Origin of the sequence: Nocardia sp. 348MFTsu5.1, from assembly GCF_000383535.1 — a bacterium.
Taxonomy (GTDB): domain Bacteria; phylum Actinomycetota; class Actinomycetes; order Mycobacteriales; family Mycobacteriaceae; genus Williamsia; species Williamsia faeni.
The window spans coordinates 342,969-362,122 of the sequence record NZ_KB911511.1 but is presented as its reverse complement, the minus strand read 5'-3'; the positions used below and the strand labels follow the sequence as shown (position 1 = coordinate 362,122).

The following is a 19,154-nucleotide window of genomic DNA, read 5'->3' as shown; positions in this document are numbered from 1 at the left end:
TTGTCGCGCAGATTCGCATCGGCGCATGGATGGTCACATCGTGGACCGGGCTTGCACACCACTACAGATATTGCTTTCAGTTCTGGCGGCCGGACAGCAATGCTGTGAGCGGCCGGAACGGTGCCAGCCAGGCACCTTCCTCGGGAAGTGAATCCAGGTTGATCCGCGGCAAGGGCTCGCGGAACACCCCGGGTATGTCTTCTAGGTCTACAAACTCCAAACTCTCCGACGTCAGTGCCCACGCGGCGTGCTCCCGGAAACCGAGCACCTGCACCGGCACACCGCTTGCAGCGACATCCAGCAGCACCTCGCGGAAGGCCTGTCCGTCCGCCGACGCGACGATCAGACCGGCCAGCCCCACAGTGTGCCTGCGCAGCTCGATGTGGTCGAGCATGTCCGAATCCACGTCGCTGTCTTCATCGACCTTGGGCTTGGCAAAAACAGCAAAGCCAACATTACGCAACGCCTCGACCCACGGTCGCACCACTTCGGCGGTACCAGGGGCGATGTTGGTGAAGACGGTGGCCTCGGGGATCGGTGCGAGCCCGGCCTTGGGCCGGTTGTCGCCGTCGGCGGCAACGCGGGGCACCGCCGCGGAGATGTCAGCGGTGCGGCCCAGCAGCCACCGGCCCAGCGCATCGAAACGGGGGCGGTGAGCTGCGGTGGGACGCCCGCCGAGGATCGAACCGAGCCCCATGTCGAGGTTCGGCGCATCCCAGATCAGCAGGACTCGCTGCTCCTGGCTGGCTCCCGAGATGGTGTGGGCGACCGTGTTGTCGGCTCCGCGGGCGGCGTCATCGCCGTACGACGCGGGGCTCATCGGGGTACCCGTGTGAGAACGAACTCAGTTATCGATCGGCCGTCGACTGCGGCCCGTCCCTCGAATTTGGTGACGGGACGCTCTGTGGAGAACGGCACCGGCTCGTCGGTGGGGACCAGCAAAGTCTGGCCGGCGAGGACCGCGGCGATGGACTCGGCGTAGTCGGCGTGGTCGGTGGCGATGTGCAGCGCTCCGCCGTCCCGCAGGACGTCGGCGATCAAAGCGATGGTTTCCGGTTGGAGGAGTCGCCGCTTGTGATGCCGGGCCTTGGGCCAGGGGTCGGGGAAGAACACCCGGACCCCGGTCAGAGACGCCGGCGCGAGCATGTTCTTCAGGACGATGATGGCGTCGCCCCGGATGATCCGGATGTTCTCCAGGTCGTCGCGGCCGATCGCGCCGACGAGCTGGGCGATGCCCGGTCGGTAGACATCGACCGCGATGACGTCGTGTTCGGGTTCGAGGGCCGCCATCGCCGCGGTCGAGGTGCCGGTGCCGCAGCCGATCTCCAGGATCAGCGGGGCGCTACGGCCGAACCAGGCGACTGGATCGAGCCGGTCGGTTTCACTGACGTCGCGACCCACAGTTGGCCACAGACGCTCCCAGTTGGCCTGTTGGGCCGGGGTCAGGCTGCCGCGCCGGGTCCGGAAGCTGGTCACGCGGGGGTAGAGCCGGGCGCGTTCGCGTCTCTGGGCGTCATCATCTGAGGCCGATTCGGACATGGCGGGGGCGTCGGATTCGGTGTCGACGCCCTTATCGGTGTCCGGATTCGGGTTCGAGCGTGGGCTGGTCACCCGGCCATAGTCCCGCATTCGGCACGGATGTGACAGCAGGGGTTGACCAATCACCTGCCGATTGTTATCCGCAAGTGACCGGAACCAAGGCGACGCGGGCTGCGTCTGACCTGTTGGCGGTGGGTTTTGGTCGGGGAGGGTGAATTGGATCAAATTGATCTGCGAGTGGGGGATCCGGCTTATGCCGATCTGACGGTTCGGCTGGAGTCGCTGTGCGCGCGGCTGCCGGGGGCGCGTGATCTGAACCGCGCAGTGGGCGACCTGCACGGTCCGCTGCGGGTGGCGGTGACCGGACGGTTCGGCACCGGCCGCGACACCGTGGCGGCGGCGTTGCGTCGCCGCTTCGATGTGTCCCCGATCGGCCCGGGCGACGATGCCGAGGATGCCGATGCCTGGCTCCATGTCCTGGCGGGCTGGCCCCGGGCGGACGATGTGGCGGTGCTGGCGGGCCTCGATCCCCGGCGCAGCCTGGTGTTGCTGGGCAAGTCGGACAGTCTCGGATCGTGGCCGGCGGCGCGCGCCCGGGCGGACGAATGCGTTCTGGAACTCGGTAGGCAGGTCATCCCGGTGATGGCGATGCTGGCGATCGCCGATCTCGGTGACGAAGAGATGGACATGCTCGCGGCGATGGCCGCGGCCGGTGAAGCCGTCCCGCCGATGCAGGCCACGTTCATCGATGCCGGTGGTCCGGGCCAGCGCCTGCAACGGATCGCGCTGCTGCGGCGTCTCGACGCCTACGGAATCGCCGCTGCGATCGCGGTGCTCGGCAACGTTCCCTGCTCGGCCGACGAACTCGCCGAGCTGCTCATGCAGCGCAGCGGGCTCGATGCGCTGGCCGGCCCGCTGCGCGTTTTTGCCGCCGCCGCGCCGGTGACACGGTTGCGCCTGGTGGTAGCTGAGCTGGAAATCATTGCTGCACAAGGTGTTCTGCGGGACGAGATCGAAGACCTGTTGTCGGGGTCGATGCTGTCCGGCGCGGCTGAGGAGCCATTTGTATGGATGTGATGCAGATGCGATCGGTCATCGCCGAGGTCGCCGGACTGACCGGAACCGGCCTGGCGGGCATCGACGCGACCGACGTGGTGGTCGGGGGGACGGGAAAGGTCGGGGTCACGTCGGTGACCCGAGTGCTCGGCGACCACGGCATCCGGGCGCGGGAATGGTCGGAGTCGGGACGACGGGCTGCGGTGGCGTTGTTGATCCTCGATCCTTCGTCCGGGGTGTCGGACGTCGAGGTCGACGTGGTGCGCCGGCTGCGCGACTGCGCGCCGCTGGTGGCCGTGGTCTGCAACAAGATCGATGCGTACTGGGACTGGCCGACGCTGCTGAAGGTCAACAGGGGCATCGTCGATCCCGACGGGCGCATGCCGATCTTTGCCGTGTCGGCGGCCGCGGCGCTGGCGGGACATCAGCCGGAATCCGGCTTCGGCGAGCTGATCGAATGGCTGGACGAACAGGTGGACGGTCCGGCCCGGCCGGAACGACTGGAATCGCTCGAAGCCGAACGTCACCTCGACGCCCTGATCTCGGAGCTCGCGACCGAGCGCGGGGATCCGGCCGCGGATCTGCTGACCGCGCGCGCGGATGCGGTCGCGTCCCGTGATCGTGGCCGATCCGACCGACTCGCGGCGGTGCGCGGCGGGGCAAACCAGATCCGGGCCACCGCGGTCACCGAACTGGACGGGGCAGCCCGGGACCTGTCGAGGGAATCCGCTGTCCGGGCATCTGCGCTGAGCCGGCGGGGCACCAAAGAGTTCGAACAGTGGCTCGCCGGGCGGCTCACTGCACTGCGGGATCGGGCGCAGCAGCGTTTCGACGACGCCCGCAGCGCACTCGAGAGTCGGGCATTGCTCGGACTCGAAGAGGTGGGTCCGCCGCCCGCCCACCCGCCGTTGCCCATCCAGATGCCGCCGGTGCCACCGCGGCGCCGGGGCGTGGAAGAAGCTTTGGTGGTGGCCTTCGGTGCGTCGGCCGGGCTCGGGCTGGGACGGCTGTTGGTCATGCCGCTGTCGGCCGTGGACACCCTGCAATGGGTCGCGATGCCGCTGACGCTGCTGCTCGGTGCGGCCATCGCGGTCGGATTGGTACGTCTACGACGACTGTCGGCGCTCCGGACATCCATGGCCGCCTGGGCAAGTGAAGCGGTCGTCACCATGCGCGGCCGGATCGAACAGGACATCGCGCGGCAGGTGCAGGCCACCGAATCCGTCCTCGGCGGACGCCTGGCCCGGTTCTATGAGCATCGCGCGCAGACGGTCTCCGACCGGGTGGCCGAACTCGATGCGCAGATCCGGGCCCGTCGGCGCGTGGCCCCCGAGTGGCGTGAGCGCGACCTGCGACGACTCGCTGCAGCCGTGGAGGCGAGGGATCGACTCGACGAGGTTCTGATCGCCATCGGTCACTGAATTCCCCCGGGCGCGGAACCAGCGGCCGGATCGGTGCGTCCAAGACCTCGGACCTGCGACCACGACGACGGGGGCGGATGCGATGGACGGCGACTTTGGAACCGAGTTCGGTGACGATGCGGCTGATCAGGGGCTGCAGTTTCACCCGGCTGCCGCGATCACGCCTGATCAGGGGATGGGCAGCGAGGCGTACGACAACCTGTGGATCGTCGAGAACGACCGGGTCTGGGACCTCGGACCGGCCGATCTGGATACCGATGCCGACGGTGTTGCCGACTCCCTGACCCGCACCGGGCCGGCCGGTATGACGGTGTACACCGATACCGACCAGGACGGTCAGGTCGATCTGATCACCGAGGTGAACCGCGACGGTGGATACCGGACATCCCGGCTCGATCCGGGCAGTGGCCAGTGGACTGCCACCGACAGCGGCCGGCTCGAATAGGGAGCCCGCGACCGGCGAACATCGGGAGGTGATCCGTCCAGTCGACGGTCAAATGTCACCGGCAGCGGTAGGCTCGAATAGCCGATTTCGCGATAATTGTCACAGCACTAGTTTGGACTTTGAGTAAGTGTTTGCTCACCTCGCATGATGAGATGTGCCGTAACGCACGTACCCGATGCACCAGATCGGATGCGGTCGAAGTAACCTGACAGAGCACCCCACGGAGGGGCTGACCGGCGCAGACGCACACATTGGCGTCACCGGCACCGGTCGGTCACCAGCAGGAGAGATAACAATGACTTCAGCGACAATTCCTGGTTTGGATCCCGACAGCGCGCCCACGTCGCATTCAGAGCTTTTGGCCTGGGTACGGGAGATCGCCGAACTGACCCGGCCGGATCAGGTCGTCTGGTCTGACGGTTCCGATGCCGAGTGGGATCGCCTCACGGCAGAGCTCGTCGCCGCGGGCACCCTGACCAAGTTGAACGAAGAGCGCAAGCCCAACTCGTTCCTGGCCAACTCGGACCCCGCCGACGTCGCGCGGGTCGAGTCACGGACTTACATCTGTTCGAAGAACGAGGTCGACGCCGGCCCGACGAACAACTGGGTCGATCCGACCGAGATGCGCGCCAAGATGACCGAGCTGTACCGCGGCAGCATGCGCGGCCGCACCATGTACGTCATCCCGTTCTGCATGGGCCCGCTCGGTTCGGACGACCCGAAGCTCGGTGTCGAGATCACCGACTCCGCCTACGTGGTGCTCTCGATGCGGGTCATGACTCGGGTCGGCCCCGACGTGATTGCCGCCCTCGGTGAGGACCGGTTCTTCGTCAAGGCTCTGCATTCGCTGGGCGCACCGCTCGAGGACGGCCAGAAAGATGTGCCGTGGCCGTGCAACACCGAGAAGTACATCACCCATTACCCCGAGGATCGCGAGATCTGGTCGTACGGATCGGGTTACGGCGGCAACGCCCTGCTGGGCAAGAAGTGCTACTCGCTGCGTATCGCCTCGGCGATGGCACACGATGAGGGCTGGCTCGCCGAGCACATGCTGATCCTTAAGCTGATCAGCCCGGAAGACAAGGCCTACTACATCGCGGCCGCGTTCCCGAGCGCCTGTGGCAAGACCAACCTCGCGATGATCCAGCCGACGATCCCGGGCTGGCGTGCGGAGACCCTGGGCGATGACATCGCCTGGATGCGTTTCGGCAAGGACGGTCAGCTCTACGCCGTGAACCCCGAGTTCGGTTTCTTCGGTGTCGCACCCGGCACCAACTACAGCTCCAACCCGAACGCCATGAAGACGATCGAGGCCGGCAACACGCTCTACACGAACGTGGCGCTGACCGACGACGGCGACATCTGGTGGGAAGGCCTCGAAGGCGACCACAAGCACCTCATCGACTGGCGGGGCAACGACTGGACGCCGGATTCCGACACCCCGGCGGCCCACCCGAACTCGCGGTACTGCACGCCGATGGCGCAGTGCCCGATCATGGCTCCCGAGTGGGACGACCCGCAGGGTGTGCCGATCTCGGCGATCCTGTTCGGTGGACGTCGCAAGACCACGGTTCCGCTGGTCACCGAGGCCCGCAACTGGCAGCACGGTGTGTTCATGGGTGCCACGGTCGGCTCCGAGCAGACCGCCGCCGCCGAAGGCACCGTCGGCACCATCCGCCGCGATCCGATGGCCATGCTGCCGTTCCTCGGATACAACGTCGGCGACTACCTGAATCACTGGATCAACCTCGGCAAGAACGCCGACGAGTCCAAGCTGCCGAAGGTCTTCTACGTCAACTGGTTCCGTCGTGGCGACGACAAGCGCTTCCTGTGGCCAGGATTCGGTGAGAACAGCCGCGTGCTGAAGTGGATCGTCGAACGCATCGAGGGCAAGGCCGGCGGTGTCGAGACACCGATCGGCATCGTGGCGACACCCGAGTCGCTCGATCTCGAAGGACTCGATGTCTCCGCAGCCGACGTCGCGGAGGCCCTGGCGGTCAACCAGGACGAATGGCTCGGCGAGATCCCGTCGATCGAGGAGTGGTTCAAGTTCGTCGGTGAGAAGCTGCCCACCGGTCTGCAGGACGAGTTCGACGCACTCAAACAGCGATTGGGCGCCCAGTAGTCGGGGGATTCCTCAGACACTGTTGCTTTCCCACAAGCACCCACAGGCACTGCCTGTGGGTGCTTGTGGCTTTTAAGTGGGTCGCGAATCCAGTTGCGTCTTATGGCCGGTTCGTCCTTACTTGAAGGGACGCATCTTCGTGGAGGATGTGGGGGGAAAGATCAGGGTGGTCCCCGATGATTCGGAGGCGCCCTGGCAGTCACTATTTGTACGGCTCGAACAGACCGAACCTGCAGTGCAGGGCCGGATTGTTCGAAAGTACCGGCGACGCCAGAGTTTGTGCATCACTGACCAGACATCCAGAAAGGCCAGAACATGACTGCCCCACCCACTGCAGTAGCAGCCCGTGCGACCGATTTGAGGAAGGTGTACGGCAGCGGCGACACCCAGGTGGTTGCACTCGCGGGCGTCTCCGCGGATTTTGTGCGTGGCGAGTTCACCGCGATCATGGGCCCGTCGGGTTCGGGTAAGTCGACACTCATGCATTGCCTGGCCGGCCTGGACACCGCCAGCAGCGGTTCCGTGAGCATTGGTGACACCGCACTGTCAGGCCTCTCGGACAAGCAGATGACGTTGCTGCGGCGCGATCGGATCGGGTTCGTGTTCCAGTCGTTCAACCTGGTGCCAACGCTCACCGCCCGGGAGAACATCACCCTCCCGCTCGACATCGCCGGTCGCAAGCCCGACCAGGAGTGGTTCGACACCGTGATCGGCCGCCTGGGTATCGGCGATCGCCTCGACCACCGTCCCAGCGAGCTGTCCGGTGGTCAGCAGCAGCGTGTGGCCTGCGCTCGCGCGCTGGTCGGCCAGCCGGAGATCATCTTCGGTGACGAGCCGACCGGTAACCTCGACTCCCGTTCGTCGGGCGAGGTTCTCAGCATTCTGCGGGCTGCGGTGAGCGAGTTCGGGCAGACCGTGGTCATCGTGACCCACGATCCGCGGGCTGCCAGCTATGCCGATCGCGTGGTCTTCCTGGCTGACGGACAGATCGTCCAGGAACTGCGCAACCCGGATGCCGACGAGATCTTCGAGTACATGAAGAACCTCGACGAGACCCCGGCGACCGGAGGCTTCTCGCGAGCTCCCAAGGAGCTGTGATGGCCTCGAACACCATGCGTAAGGTGTCGTTGAGAAATCTTGCGGCACACAAGCTCCGGCTTGTACTGACAGTTCTGTCGGTGGTACTCGGCACGGCCTTCGTGGCTGGTTCGATGATCTTCACGGCCACGATCTCCAGCGCATTCGACGGCATCTTCGACAAGGTTGCGCTCGGCGTCGACACACAGGTCTCGCCGGAGGACTCCAACTCGTCGGGTGTCCCGGATTCGGTCCTGACGCAGTTGGAGAACAACAAGACCGAACTCGGCATCGCCAAGATCCTCCCGACGTACTCGGGCCCGACAACCATCGCCAAGGAAAACGGCAAAGCGTTGCAGACCGGGGGTGCACCCAGTATCGGAAGCGCCTTCCAGCCGCCGGACGAGCGGTTGTCGGACACCGAGAGCAACCTCATCGAGGGCCGGGCCCCCGAGACCGCCAATGAGGTCGCGCTGAACGAGTCGTCCGCGGACGAGGCCGGCCTCGAAGTCGGGTCGATCACCAAGGTGGCGACCACCCGCGGTAGCGGCGCCCCGATGGAGGTCACGGTCGTCGGTATCCTCGATGTGCCGGGCGCCACCAGTGGATTCACAAACGTGCAGTTCCTCGAATCGACTGCGCAGAAACTGTTCACCGATGGTTCGCATTCGCAGTCGATCGATCTGCAGGCGGTCCCCGGTGTGAGCCCGGAAGAGCTCAAGTCGCGGGTTGCCGGTCTCATCGGCGACGACTACAAGCTGCGTACCGGCGATGAGGTCCGTCAGGACGAAAAGGACAATGTCAACCAGTTCCTCGACGTCTTCAACTACATCCTGCTGGCGTTCGCGGCCATCGGCCTGATCGTCGGAACGTTCATCATCTACAACACCTTCTCGATGATCGTGGCGCAGCGCGTCCGGGAGTTGGCTCTGCTGAGGGCAATTGGTGCCAGTCGTAAACAGGTCACCCGTTCGGTGCTGCTCGAGGCGTTTGTTGTCGGCCTGTTCGGTGCGCTGGTCGGATTGGCCGCCGGCATCGGAATCGCGGCGTTACTGCGGGCCCTGACCGCGTCCAGCGGTCTCCCGAGTACGTCGCTGCAGGTCGGGGCGTCATCGATCATCGCCTGCCTGGTGGTCGGTATCGGCGTGACAATGGTGAGCGCCTATGCGCCGGCCCGGCGCGCTTCCAAGGTGTCGCCGGTCGAGGCGATGAGGGAAAGCGCCACCGACGGCCAGGCCTCACTGAAGGTGCGCACCATCATCGGAATCGTGCTGGGTGCCATCGCAATTGTGCTGTTGGCGATCGGTACCTCAGGCGAGGGTGGCCGTGCGGCCGGGATTGTCGGGCTCGGCGCCCTGGTGATGATCTTCGCGGTTGTTTTCGCCTCTCCGGCCTTGTCGAGGCCGGTGGTCGGGGTGCTGGGTGCGGCGCTCGCGCGACCATTCGGAAAGATCGGGCAGCTGGCCCGGACCAACGCGGTCCGGAACCCGAGGCGCACTGCGGCAACAGCTTTCGCGCTGACGCTGGGGCTGATGCTGGTTGCCGTCATCGGCACGCTCGGATCGACATTCAAGGGCACCATCGACGATGCGATCGACACCGGTCTGACCGCCAACCTGATCATCTCCGGGCAACAGGGAAGTGGCTTCTCGCCCTTGGTGGGTCAATCGGTTGATGATGTCGACGGTGTTGAATCGGTGGTGTCGTTCGGTGGTGTCCTGGCAGAGGTCGACGGTTCAGGAGTGCAGGGCTATTCGCCCTCCGGTGACATGTACTCGGTCACGCCGTACGAGATGGTCGAGGGTTCCCGCACGATCGATCCGGACGGAATAATCGTCAGCGAGCGGACTTCTGCGGAAAAGGGTTGGAAGATGGGTGAAGTCGTGGAGTTCACCAGCTACGACGGCACTGTTGTCCCGGTAACCGTCACCGGTGTCTTCAAGAACAATCCGCTGATCGACCCGTGGGCCATGGGCAGCTCTGCGTATCAGAAATTGATTCCCGAGGCGCTGCGCCAGGATGTGTTTGCCGCCGTCAAGACCGTGCCCGGCGCAGATGTGCAAGCTGTCAGTGATCGGATCGAGGATGTCACCAGCGACTACCTCACCGTGAAGGTACAGACCCCATCGGAGTTCAAGGGCCAGCAGTCATCTCAGATCGACCAGATGCTGAGCGTGCTGTACGCCATGCTCGGACTCGCGCTGGTGATCGCCGTCCTCGGCATCGTGAACACCCTCGCGCTGTCGGTGATCGAACGCAAGCGTGAGATCGGTATGTTGCGCGCGATCGGTATGGCCCGCGCTCAGGTTCGCCGCACGATCTACATCGAATCGCTGCTCATCGCGATCTTCGGTGCGGTACTCGGTGTCGTCCTCGGCGTCGCGTTCGGCTGGGCGCTGGTCCGGACCCTGCGGTACTGGGGCCTCGGCGATCCGGTACTGCCGACAGGTCTGATCATCATCACCTTGATCGGGGCGGCGCTGGTCGGCGTGGCGGCTGCACTGTGGCCGGCATCGCGAGCGGCGAAGACGAAACCGTTGGAGGCAATCGCCGAATAGCCAACCCGACAGCGGATCACCAACTGATTCGCTGTGCCCGAGCCCCTGTGCCGTATTCCGGTGCAGGGGCTCGGTGCGTTGTGGAGTGAATCCGGTCAGTTCTTGCGCAGCATCAGAACGAGGTTGCTGCCCAACAGCTCTCGCAGAAGCGGTACCCGCATCACCCACCACATCCGGCCGGGCAGATATCGGGGGAATGCCGCCAGCAGGGTGGCCTGATCGGCCGGGACGGACTTGGCCCAGCGCAGCCCGTCGGCCGCGGTCACCTTGAACAGCGATGTGCCGTAGAGGTTCTTGGGAGGATGTCTGTGTTTGCGGGTGTACCAGCGGGCTGCCCGGGCGCCACCGAAGTAGTGGGTCAGTCCCATTTCGTGGCCGCCGAAGGGGCCGTACCAGAGGGTGTAGCTCAGTAGCACCAGTCCGCCGGGTTTGGTGATCCGCAGCATCTCCTGGGCCATCGCCCACGGATCCCGCACGTGTTCGGCCACGTTCGACGAATAGCAGATGTCGACGCTGCCCGAGAAGATCGGCAACGCCATGCCCGAGCCCCGGACACTGGCCCGTTGCGGGAGTCCGGCCGCATGCATTTCGGTGGCGTCCGGTTCCACGGATACGTAGTCGGCGCCGCGGGATCGGAAGACCTCGGCGAAGTAGCCGGGACCGCCACCGACATCGAGGACGGTCAGTCCCTCGAGTCCGGCGTTGTAGACGTCCTGATGGAGGGCCTCGATGAGCTCGACGGAGTCGTCGGCCAGGGCGCCGTAAAACCGGTCCGGGTCGGGCTGTTCGTAGCGAAAATGATTCAGCAGACGTGCTGACCGCGGCAACGTTGCCCGCCGTTGCGCTCGGGAAATGGCAGCGTTCACCGGCCAAAGGATACGGGTGGTGACATCCGGGCCCTGCCCGCTACCCTGTCTTGCAGTGAAACCCATCGACGACACAGTGGCCCCCAGCGGCGAATCGGGGCAAACAGCACCTCTGCGTGAGGTGCTGTTGCTGTGCTGGCGCGACAGTGACCATCCGCAGGGTGGCGGCAGCGAGCGCTACCTGGAACGCGTTGGCGCCGAACTGGCCCGCAGCGGTGTGAAGGTGACGTTCCGGACCGCGGGTTATCCGGGTGCCCCAGCCGTCGAGTCCCGAGCCGGGATGCGGGTGTCGCGGGGCGGTGGGCGCCTGAGTGTGTACCCACGCGCGATGGCGGCGATCCTCGCCGCCCGTTTCGGCCGTGGGCCGCTGGCCGGGATCGACCCCGACGTCGTGATCGACACCCAGAACGGGATCCCGTTCTTCGCGCGGTGGGTGAGCCGGGCCCCGGTCGTGGTGCTGGTGCATCACTGCCACAAGCGGCAGTGGCCGGTTGCCGGTGTGCTGATGGGCAAGGTCGGCTGGTTCATCGAATCGTGGCTGTCGCCGCGGGTGCATCGTGATGCGCAGTATCTGACGGTGTCGTTGCCGTCGGCGGAAGACCTGGTGTCGCTGGGGGTGGACGCGCAGCGGGTGGCCGTGGTGCGCGCCGGTACCGATCCGTCGCCGTTCGCACTGCCGGATGAACAGGTCGACCCCGATGCACGCCGGCTGTGTGTGCTGTCGCGGCTGGTGCCGCACAAGCAGATCGAACATGCCCTCGAGGTGATGGGGCGGATCTCCGCGAGTCATCCAGATGTGATGCTGGATGTGATCGGTGACGGCTGGTGGTCGGAAGAACTGCGGGCCAAGGCGTCTGAGCTCGGGATCGATGATCGGGTGGTCTTCCACGGCCATGTCAGCGAGGAACGCAAGCACCAGCTCCTGGCCGGTGCCTCGGTCCACCTGATGCCGTCGCGCACCGAGGGCTGGGGACTGGCGGTCATCGAGGCCGCGGGCTACGGCGTCCCGACCGTCGGCTACCGGTCATCGCGCGGGCTGACCGACTCGGTGGTCGACGGTGTGACCGGGGTGCTGGTCGACAACATCGACGAACTCGCCGCGGTGACAGCGCAATTGCTCGACGAACAGTCCTGGCGCCACGAGCTCGGCGACAAGGCGCGGGAGCGTGCCGGTGGATACTCCTGGGCGGCAGCGGCGGCCGGCGTGAATCAGGTGCTCGCCGCGGCGGTGGCCGGGCAGCCGATCTCCGGGCTCGTCAAAGATTGAGTGCGGCTCCGGGTTTGCACTGAAAGCTCGGGATGTCATCGAGTGACAGGGTCGCCTCGTAGGTCCGCTTGTATCCGGTGGCGCAGATCTTCCAGCCGTCAGCGGTCCGGCGGTACCGGTCGCTGTAGAACGCGGCACCGAACAACATGAACTTGAACTCGGTGACGATCACCCGATCTTGCAGGTACCACTCGCCGGTTGCCTCATCGCCGTTCACCGTGATCACCGGATGATCGGCGCGATGTTCGGTGATCACGGCCGGTCCCACCGTCGATCGCATGAAGTCGACCAATGTGGTGCGGTCGGCAAAAGAGAGGCTTTCGCCGTATTCACCGGTGACGTCGGTGGTGAGCGTGTCTTCGAAGTCCTCCCAGGCCTTGGTGTCCAGCGCCCGCAGGTAGCGATACTTGACCGCCTTGATGGCTTCGATGTCGTCCACTATCTGACCTTCTTCCGGTGCGTCGATCGGTGCGCCCATTTCAGCACAATCGCCACAAACCCATTGGCGATCAGCACAATCCACAACAGGTGGGCGCTCCAGACCGCCACCCGGTCGATGGTGGAGGCGGAGACTGTCCGCGCGCCCTCGATCCAGTACACGCGAAGGTCTTCGCCGTCGAAGACCTCGGTGGCCGCGTCCAGTGTCGGCCGGGCCGGGGAGTCGGCGGCGAGACGGCCTTCGACTAGTACCCATCCGACACCGAGCTCCGCCAGTTCAGCCGGCGAGGCGCCCGACAGCAGCGCGGATTCGGCTGCGGTGGCACGTGACTCGGTGCGGTCGACCGCCCGGCCGCCGACCACGAGTTCGCCGGTCTGTAAGACGTCGGCGCGCAGCAGCCGGGGAGCGGGATCAAGCGAGACGTGGCCGGTGAAATCGTAGAGCCGGTTCATGCCGGTCGGGAGCAGTAGTACGTCGCCCTCGTCGGCCGGGATGTGCCCGGCGACCTGTTGCCAGTCGGTTGGATAAGTGCTCACGGTGACCTTGTTGCCGACACCCCACGCGAGGTCGGGTAGCGGTGCGACGATGAGTACCGCGACCACCACGGCCGCGAAACCCCGTGGGACCCATCGCCGGGATGCCTGCACCGCCGCCGCTGCCGCGAGTGCGTAGAGCGGCACGGCCAGGGCAACCCACTTCTGGGTGTCGCGGAGCAGTCCCGCGCCGGGCACGGTGTCCACCGCCCACTCGAGGACCGCGATGCCAGGATCGGTGGAGGCCAGGGTGATCAACACAATCGACGCCGTGGCAAGCCCCGCGGCCCCGGCCACCGGCGGATTGCGCCGACGTCGGTAGAGCGTGGGCACGCCCGCAGCGACGACCACCAGCAGCGCCGCGGTGGCCACCGCGGCCCAGACAGCGGTGCGGCTGGCGGGGACGGCGTCCGCATTCCAGATACCGCCGAGCCCCAGCAGCGAACCGAATGTACCCAGACCGGGTTCGGCGCGGGCGGCGAAGATCGCCACGGAATCCGGATCGGATGTGGCGGAGCCGGAGCCCAGCAGCGACGCCATGATCCAGGGCAGGGCCGACGTCACCCAGATCGCCAGTGCGACACCGCCGGTCTTCGCCGCGATCCGGTGCGGGCAGCTGACAGCCACCGGGACGAGCAGTGCGGCCACCAGGGTGAACAGGGCGAGCATCGACCCGGTGGGTGTCAGTCCGGCGATGGCGAGCCAGGCGGCGAGCACCGAATAGGAGATGTATCCGGGGTGGCGCCGGATCCGATTGGCGCACAAGAAGATCCAGGCGATCGCGGCGTATCCGAACAGCAGACTCCAATGTCCCTGCAGAAGGCGCTCTGCGACATACGGATTCCAGATCGCGACCGTGGTACCGACCAGCATTCCGGCCGATCCCGAGCCGGGGAGTGCGACGCGTACCAGCCGGCCGTACCCGACTCCGGTGAGGATCAACGCCAGCGTCGTCAGCACCTTCACGATGATCCCGCCGTCGACCACCGGTGAGGTCAGCGCGATGAACCAGTCCTGCGGTACCGCCCGGGGCGCGCCGACACCGAGCCCGATGGCCGAATCGGTGAGGTGAGAACGCGGGGTACTCACCATGTCGGCGATCAACAGATAGCCGGACCGGAAGAAGGGCGCGGTGATCACCAGCGAGAGGGTGGCACTGGTCAGCCACAGCGTGATCCAGTGCCGGCGGGTCATGAACGGACCCTAACCCGATCACAAAGGAGGCAGGACCCGGGCCAGTCGGGTCACCGCCTCGGTGATCATCGGCGCGGGCGTTTCACCGAAGGTGAGGCGCAGGTGGGAGTGGTCGAATCCGGCTGGGAACCAGGGGGATCCTTCGCCCACCAGGACGCCCTCGGCATAGGCCGCTGCGGCGACGTCGCGGTCGTCGACGCCGGCGGGCAACCGGACCCACAGGTGCAGGCCGCCGTGGGGCACAGCGGGAATGCCCACGTGCGGGAGCAATCGGGTCATGGCGGCGAGCAGGGCATCGCGTCGCTCGCCGAGTGCCCGGCGAACCAGCTGGTTGTGGCGGGGCCAGGCAGGGGAGGTCAAGAACTCGACGGCGGCTTCCTGGATCGGGCCCGACACGTAGAAGTCGTCGAGGGTCTTCGCCGCCCGGAGCCGGGCCAGCGCCGGACCGCGGGCGCACAGGGCGGCGACGCGCAATCCCGGTCCGACCGGTTTGGACAGCGAACGGACATGCACCACATGGCCGCTAGGGTCCTGGCTGATCAGCGGCGGCGGTGGCTCGTGGTCGATACCGAGGTAGCGGGCGTAGTCGTCCTCGAGGATGAACAGTGAATGCTGCTGTGCCAGAGCGAGGACCTCGTCGCGGCGGGCACGGGACAGGGTGACACCACTCGGATTGGCAAATGCGGGTTGCAGCACCACGAGACGGCTGCCGGTGCGTTCGATGGCATCGGCGAGCAGATCGGTACGGATACCGTCCGCGTCGCTGGGTACCGGGATCACGTCGGCGCCGTGGCTGCGGGCTATCGCGATTGTGCCGGTGTACGTGGGACTTTCGACGATCACCGGCTCGCCGGGGCGGACCAGTGCCCGGATCGCCACGGACAACGCGCTCTGCCCACCGGCGGTCACGATCACCTCGGACGCGTGCACGCCGTCGATCTCGGAGGCAAACCAGCGGCGCAGGTCTTCGCTGCCCTCGATCGGATAACGGCCCCAACTCGGTACTCGTTTGATCGCCCGGGTCATCGCGGCGTCGAGCGCGGCCCGCGGGAGGAGTTCGTTGTCGAGGTAGCCGCCCTTGAGACGGATGACATCGGATCCGGGGATACGCCACAGGTCGAGTGTTCGGTTCAGTTCCGGTGGGATCCGGCTGCCGAGTACCGATTCCTGCCACGAGGTGTCGGCGGGTGCCCGCGGCGGCGGTGCGGTGGCCACAAACGACCCCGCACCGGGGCGGACGTCGACGAGACCTTCGACGGCCAGTTCTCGCAGGACGCGCTGCACAGAGTTGGGTGAGACCCGATGTTCCTGCTGCAGCGACCGCACCGACGGGAGCTGAGTTCCCGGCTTGCTGTCGACGATCAGTGCACGCAGACTTTCGCGAAGCACTGATACTCCGCTATCGTTGAACATGAGAGCCAAGGATAACAGTTCGCCTGAGATGCGGATAGCGGATAACGCCGACCGGTCTCGTGTTCTCCCGGCGGGATTCCTACTCGGTGGGCTGGGTGTCCTGGCCTTCAGTTTTTCCCTGCCGGCCAACAAACTGGCGGTCGCGGGCATCGATGCCTTCACCGTGACCGCCTTGCGCGCCGCCCTGGCCGGGCTGCTGGCATTGGCCTACCTGCTCGTCGTCCGCGCGTCGGTGCCCGGTCGTGGTGACCTGGCAGCACTGGTGTGTTCGGGGCTGGGCGTGGTCGTCGGGTTCCCGCTCTTCTCCTCGCTCGCCCTGGAGCGCATCGATTCGGCCACCGCAGCGGTGATCCTCGGTTTGCTGCCCGCGCTCACGGCAACTTTCGCCGCACTCCTGGGCGGAGAACGGTTGCCCTGGCTGTTCTGGGCGGCCACCGGTGCCGGTGCCGTGGTGCTGATCGCCTATCTTCTGTCGGCCAGCCCGTCGGGCCTGTCCGGCTTCGCGCTGGGCTGGGGTCACCTCTGGATGTTCCTGGCCACCGTCAGCGCCGGGTTCGGCTATGCGGTCGGCGGAACGGTGGCCAAGCGGATCGGGGGAGCGCAGAGCATCTCGTGGTCGTTGGTCCTGCTGATGCCGTTGTCGATACCGGTCGCGGTCGTGGCGCTGATCGGGGGGACGGTCACGCTGACCGCGTCGGTGGTCGCCGGGATGGTGTACATCACGGTGATCTCGCAGTTCCTCGGCTTCTTCGCCTGGTACGGCGGTCTGGCCCGCGGTGGCATCGCCCGGATCGGGCAGCTCCAGCAGATCCAGCCCCTCCTGACCATCGTGTGGTCGGCGCTGATCCTCGGTGAGCGGCCCGACGCCTGGATCTATCTGGTCGGGATTGTGCTGGGTCTGCTCGTCTGGATCGCGCAGCGGGCCCGGCTGCGGACCACGGACGTTTCCCCGAATACCGGTGACACCAGCCCTTCGCCTCGAGTCGAGGTCGCCCTGAGACACTGAACGCCATGGGGAATCGGATGGCGGGTGTGGGAGGTGTTGCGGTCGGGACGATGGTCGCCAACATCTGCGGCTACCTCATCCATGTGCCCGCCGCCCGCTGGCTGACCGAGAGCGAGTACGGCGAGTTCGCCGTCCTGCTCCAGTCCATGCTGATCCTCGGGGTGCCCGCGCTTGCGCTACAGGTGGTGATCGCCCGGGAGGTGGTGCGGGGTCGGGCAACCGCCGATCTGATCTCGATCACTCTGCGGACGACCGCCGCGGTGCTGGTCGCCGCTGCGATCGGGGTACCGGTGATGATGGCTTTGGCCGATACCGGTCCGGCCGCCACCATCGCGGCGTTCGCGACCGCGCCCCTGTTGGTTCTGATTGCCGCCGGGCAGGGGATTCTGCAAGGGCGGCAACACTTTTCGATCCTGTCGTGGGTGCTGGCCGGGGTGGGCATCTTACGGACAGTGCCCGGCATCGTGATCCTGGCGGCCGGTGGTGGTGCCGCGGGCGCGCTGACCGCGACCGCCTGTGGGGCTGCGCTCGCCGCGGTGGGGGTCTGGGCAGCGGTGACGCGGACCGGTGCGGCACCGGCAGCGCACGGGGAGTCGGCGCAGGCGATGGCACTGAGCACGGTGTTGCGGGCATCGCAGGTGCAACTGGTCCTCATCGCGCTCTCGTCGGTCGATCTGCTGCTGGCCCGGCCGTTGCTCGGTGATGACGACGCCGGGGTCTATGCCTTCGGGACCATCGCGACCAAGGCCGCGTTCTGGTTGCCACAGGCGATCGGGGTGGTGCTGTTCCCGCAGTTCGCCGATGCCACCCAGTCCCGCGACGCGTTGAAGACCGCGGTCGTGTGGCTCGCCGGGATCGGTGCGGTGGTGGTGTCCGGCGCGGCCATCTGCGCGCCGCTGATCCCGGTTCTCGTCGGCGACGAATACAGCCCGGTGGTGCCGATTCTCTGGGTGTTCGCGCTCACCGGCAGTGCCCTGTCGATTCTGCAGGTCGGCCTTCTCGCCGCGATCGCGGCAGATCGCACCCTGGTCGCCGCCCTGAGTTGGGTGGTGCTGGTGGTCGAGATCGTGGTGATGGTGCTGTGGGCCCACAGCATCACGACGCTGGCGGTGACCGCGGCGGGTTGCGCAGTGGCCGGGACCGCGCTCACGTTTGTCGCGCTCGGAACGCATCGAAGGATCGGCGTCAGTCGTACTGTTGATGCATGAGCATTCGACTCGGTTATCAAATCCCCAATTTCTCCTACCCCGGTGGCGTCGCCGAACTGTTCCCGACGGTCATCGCACAGGCCCAGGAAGCCGAAAGTGCCGGATTCGACACGGTTTTGGTGATGGACCATTTTTACCAATTGCCCGGTATCGGTGCTCCTGACGAACCGATGCTGGAGGCGTACACGACCCTGGGTGCGCTGGCGACGGCAACGTCGGACATCAACCTCTCGACCCTGGTCACCGGCAACACCTACCGGAATCCGGCGATGCTGGCCAAGACCATCACCACCCTGGACGTCATCAGCGGTGGCCGCGCGATCCTCGGACTCGGCGCCGGCTGGTTCGAACTCGAACACCAGGAGATGGGTTACGAGTTCGGCACCTTCACCGACCGATTCGAGCGCCTCGAAGAAGCGCTCCAGATCATCGAGCCGATGTTGCGCGGCAGCAAGCCCGAACTCGACGGCAAGTGGTACCAGGCGCATGGCACCCGGAATCAGCCGCAGCTCCGTACCGACATCCCGATCATGCTCGGTGGTGGTGGCGAGAAGAAGACATTCGGGATGGCGGCCCGCTACGCCCAGCACCTCAACATCATCGCGCCGGCCACCGAACTACCGCGCAAACTCGAGGCCCTTGCGAAGCGCTGCGAAGAGGTCGAGCGGGATCGCAGCACACTCAAGACGAGCTTCCTGGCGACCGTCGTCCTCGACGAGGACGGCGACAAGGCCCGGGCAAACCTGGTCGACATGATGAAGGCCCGCGGCCTCGACGCCGAGGAGGTCGGTGCCGAGAAGTGGGCGGAGGCGACCGACCGGTTCTTCGTCGGTTCGCCCGATGAGGTCGCGGTACAGATCAAGACCCGGGTGCTCGACGTCGGCATCGACGGCATCACCATCAACATGATCTCCAACGGCCACGTGCCGGGACTGATCACCCTCGCGGCAAATGCGTTGTCGCCGTTGGTGAACTGATACATCCCGCAAACCACACGTTCCGGTCGA

At 66.2% G+C, this 19,154-nt stretch carries 16 protein-coding genes; 10 read left to right on the top strand and 6 right to left on the bottom strand.

Going from position 1 to position 19,154, the window contains the following annotated elements; translation table 11 throughout:
• Nucleotides 1–76: 76 nt before the first annotated feature.
• Together H290_RS0108060 and trmB are read right to left on the bottom strand one after the other, a co-directional pair.
• Nucleotides 77–820 (bottom strand): NYN domain-containing protein, encoded by a 744-nt coding sequence (locus tag H290_RS0108060; RefSeq protein ID WP_020106280.1) that lies wholly within the window; start codon nt 818–820, stop codon nt 77–79.
• Entirely contained in the window at nt 817–1,629 is an 813-nt protein-coding gene (gene trmB, locus H290_RS0108055; protein WP_020106279.1) for a tRNA (guanosine(46)-N7)-methyltransferase TrmB, read from the bottom strand. The genes H290_RS0108060 and trmB overlap by 4 nt, the downstream gene beginning before the upstream one ends.
• Nucleotides 1,630–1,755: 126 nt before the next feature.
• Here trmB and H290_RS28105 point away from each other — a divergent pair, with 126 nt between their 5' ends.
• From H290_RS28105 to H290_RS0108025, 6 genes are all read left to right on the top strand, one after another.
• On the top strand, nt 1,756–2,616 hold the full coding sequence (locus tag H290_RS28105; RefSeq protein WP_155976747.1) for a hypothetical protein: 861 nt from the start codon (nt 1,756–1,758) through the stop codon (nt 2,614–2,616).
• Nucleotides 2,607–4,016: a hypothetical protein gene (locus H290_RS28100; protein WP_020106277.1), complete on the top strand. Its 1,410-nt coding sequence runs from the start codon at nt 2,607–2,609 to the stop codon at nt 4,014–4,016. The genes H290_RS28105 and H290_RS28100 overlap by 10 nt, the downstream gene beginning before the upstream one ends.
• Before the next feature lie 82 nt (nt 4,017–4,098).
• Nucleotides 4,099–4,461, top strand: a complete 363-nt coding sequence (locus tag H290_RS0108040; protein ID WP_020106276.1) for a DUF6802 family protein — start codon at nt 4,099–4,101, stop codon at nt 4,459–4,461.
• Nucleotides 4,462–4,756: 295 nt separating this feature from the next.
• Nucleotides 4,757–6,586, top strand: coding sequence for a phosphoenolpyruvate carboxykinase (GTP) (locus H290_RS0108035; protein ID WP_028462935.1), 1,830 nt, complete (start codon nt 4,757–4,759; stop codon nt 6,584–6,586).
• A gap of 315 nt (nt 6,587–6,901) precedes the next feature.
• Complete coding sequence (locus H290_RS28095; RefSeq protein ID WP_051121921.1) at nt 6,902–7,684, top strand: ABC transporter ATP-binding protein; 783 nt, start codon at nt 6,902–6,904, stop codon at nt 7,682–7,684.
• On the top strand, nt 7,684–10,221 hold the full coding sequence (locus tag H290_RS0108025; RefSeq protein WP_020106273.1) for an ABC transporter permease: 2,538 nt from the start codon (nt 7,684–7,686) through the stop codon (nt 10,219–10,221). Before H290_RS28095 ends, H290_RS0108025 begins: the two co-directional genes overlap by 1 nt.
• Before the next feature lie 95 nt (nt 10,222–10,316).
• On the opposite strand, the gene H290_RS0108020 is transcribed toward H290_RS0108025, so the two are convergent.
• Nucleotides 10,317–11,087, bottom strand: a complete 771-nt coding sequence (locus H290_RS0108020) for a class I SAM-dependent methyltransferase (protein WP_020106272.1) — start codon at nt 11,085–11,087, stop codon at nt 10,317–10,319.
• A gap of 112 nt (nt 11,088–11,199) precedes the next feature.
• On the opposite strand from H290_RS0108020, the gene H290_RS0108015 reads away from it, so the two are divergent.
• Nucleotides 11,200–12,354, top strand: coding sequence for a glycosyltransferase family 4 protein (locus H290_RS0108015; RefSeq protein ID WP_028462933.1), 1,155 nt, complete (start codon nt 11,200–11,202; stop codon nt 12,352–12,354).
• Here the strand turns inward: H290_RS0108015 and H290_RS0108010 are convergent.
• Genes H290_RS0108010 through H290_RS0108000 form a run of 3 tightly spaced genes read right to left on the bottom strand, consistent with a single transcriptional unit; the run spans nt 12,344 to nt 15,933 of the window.
• On the bottom strand, nt 12,344–12,793 hold the full coding sequence (locus H290_RS0108010; protein WP_020106270.1) for a nuclear transport factor 2 family protein: 450 nt from the start codon (nt 12,791–12,793) through the stop codon (nt 12,344–12,346). The genes H290_RS0108015 and H290_RS0108010 overlap by 11 nt on opposite strands.
• A complete protein-coding gene (locus H290_RS28090; protein ID WP_020106269.1) occupies nt 12,793–14,520 on the bottom strand; it encodes a hypothetical protein in 1,728 nt (575 codons plus the stop codon). Before H290_RS28090 ends, H290_RS0108010 begins: the two co-directional genes overlap by 1 nt.
• 18 nt (nt 14,521–14,538) lie before the next feature.
• On the bottom strand, nt 14,539–15,933 hold the full coding sequence (locus H290_RS0108000; RefSeq protein WP_020106268.1) for a PLP-dependent aminotransferase family protein: 1,395 nt from the start codon (nt 15,931–15,933) through the stop codon (nt 14,539–14,541).
• Between H290_RS0108000 and H290_RS28085 the strand changes: the two genes are divergently transcribed.
• From H290_RS28085 to H290_RS0107985, 3 genes are read left to right on the top strand one after another with little or no spacing between them, the layout of a single operon-like run.
• Complete coding sequence (locus tag H290_RS28085; RefSeq protein ID WP_081631519.1) at nt 15,932–16,939, top strand: DMT family transporter; 1,008 nt, start codon at nt 15,932–15,934, stop codon at nt 16,937–16,939. The two genes, H290_RS0108000 and H290_RS28085, sit on opposite strands and share 2 nt — an antisense overlap.
• Before the next feature lie 5 nt (nt 16,940–16,944).
• On the top strand, nt 16,945–18,147 hold the full coding sequence (locus H290_RS0107990; protein ID WP_036518417.1) for a lipopolysaccharide biosynthesis protein: 1,203 nt from the start codon (nt 16,945–16,947) through the stop codon (nt 18,145–18,147).
• Nucleotides 18,144–19,124 carry an LLM class F420-dependent oxidoreductase gene (locus tag H290_RS0107985; RefSeq protein ID WP_020106265.1) on the top strand — a complete coding sequence of 327 codons (981 nt, stop codon included), beginning with the start codon at nt 18,144–18,146 and terminating at the stop codon, nt 19,122–19,124. Before H290_RS0107990 ends, H290_RS0107985 begins: the two co-directional genes overlap by 4 nt.
• Nucleotides 19,125–19,154: the final 30 nt, after the last annotated feature.

What these genes read in the sequence shown, in the direction of transcription:
- H290_RS0108060 (WP_020106280.1), bottom strand. Translation starts at nt 820, where the DNA reads ATGAGCCCCGCGTCGTACGGCGATGACGCCGCCCGCGGAGCCGACAAC.
- trmB (WP_020106279.1), bottom strand. Translation starts at nt 1,629, where the DNA reads ATGCGGGACTATGGCCGGGTGACCAGCCCACGCTCGAACCCGAATCCG.
- H290_RS28100 (WP_020106277.1), top strand. Translation starts at nt 2,607, where the DNA reads ATGGATGTGATGCAGATGCGATCGGTCATCGCCGAGGTCGCCGGACTG.
- H290_RS0108040 (WP_020106276.1), top strand. Translation starts at nt 4,099, where the DNA reads ATGGACGGCGACTTTGGAACCGAGTTCGGTGACGATGCGGCTGATCAG.
- H290_RS0108035 (WP_028462935.1), top strand. Translation starts at nt 4,757, where the DNA reads ATGACTTCAGCGACAATTCCTGGTTTGGATCCCGACAGCGCGCCCACG.
- H290_RS28095 (WP_051121921.1), top strand. Translation starts at nt 6,902, where the DNA reads ATGACTGCCCCACCCACTGCAGTAGCAGCCCGTGCGACCGATTTGAGG.
- H290_RS0108025 (WP_020106273.1), top strand. Translation starts at nt 7,684, where the DNA reads ATGGCCTCGAACACCATGCGTAAGGTGTCGTTGAGAAATCTTGCGGCA.
- H290_RS28090 (WP_020106269.1), bottom strand. Translation starts at nt 14,520, where the DNA reads ATGACCCGCCGGCACTGGATCACGCTGTGGCTGACCAGTGCCACCCTC.
- H290_RS28085 (WP_081631519.1), top strand. Translation starts at nt 15,932, where the DNA reads ATGAGAGCCAAGGATAACAGTTCGCCTGAGATGCGGATAGCGGATAAC.
- H290_RS0108000 (WP_020106268.1), bottom strand. Translation starts at nt 15,933, where the DNA reads ATGTTCAACGATAGCGGAGTATCAGTGCTTCGCGAAAGTCTGCGTGCA.
- H290_RS0107990 (WP_036518417.1), top strand. Translation starts at nt 16,945, where the DNA reads ATGGGGAATCGGATGGCGGGTGTGGGAGGTGTTGCGGTCGGGACGATG.
- H290_RS0107985 (WP_020106265.1), top strand. Translation starts at nt 18,144, where the DNA reads ATGAGCATTCGACTCGGTTATCAAATCCCCAATTTCTCCTACCCCGGT.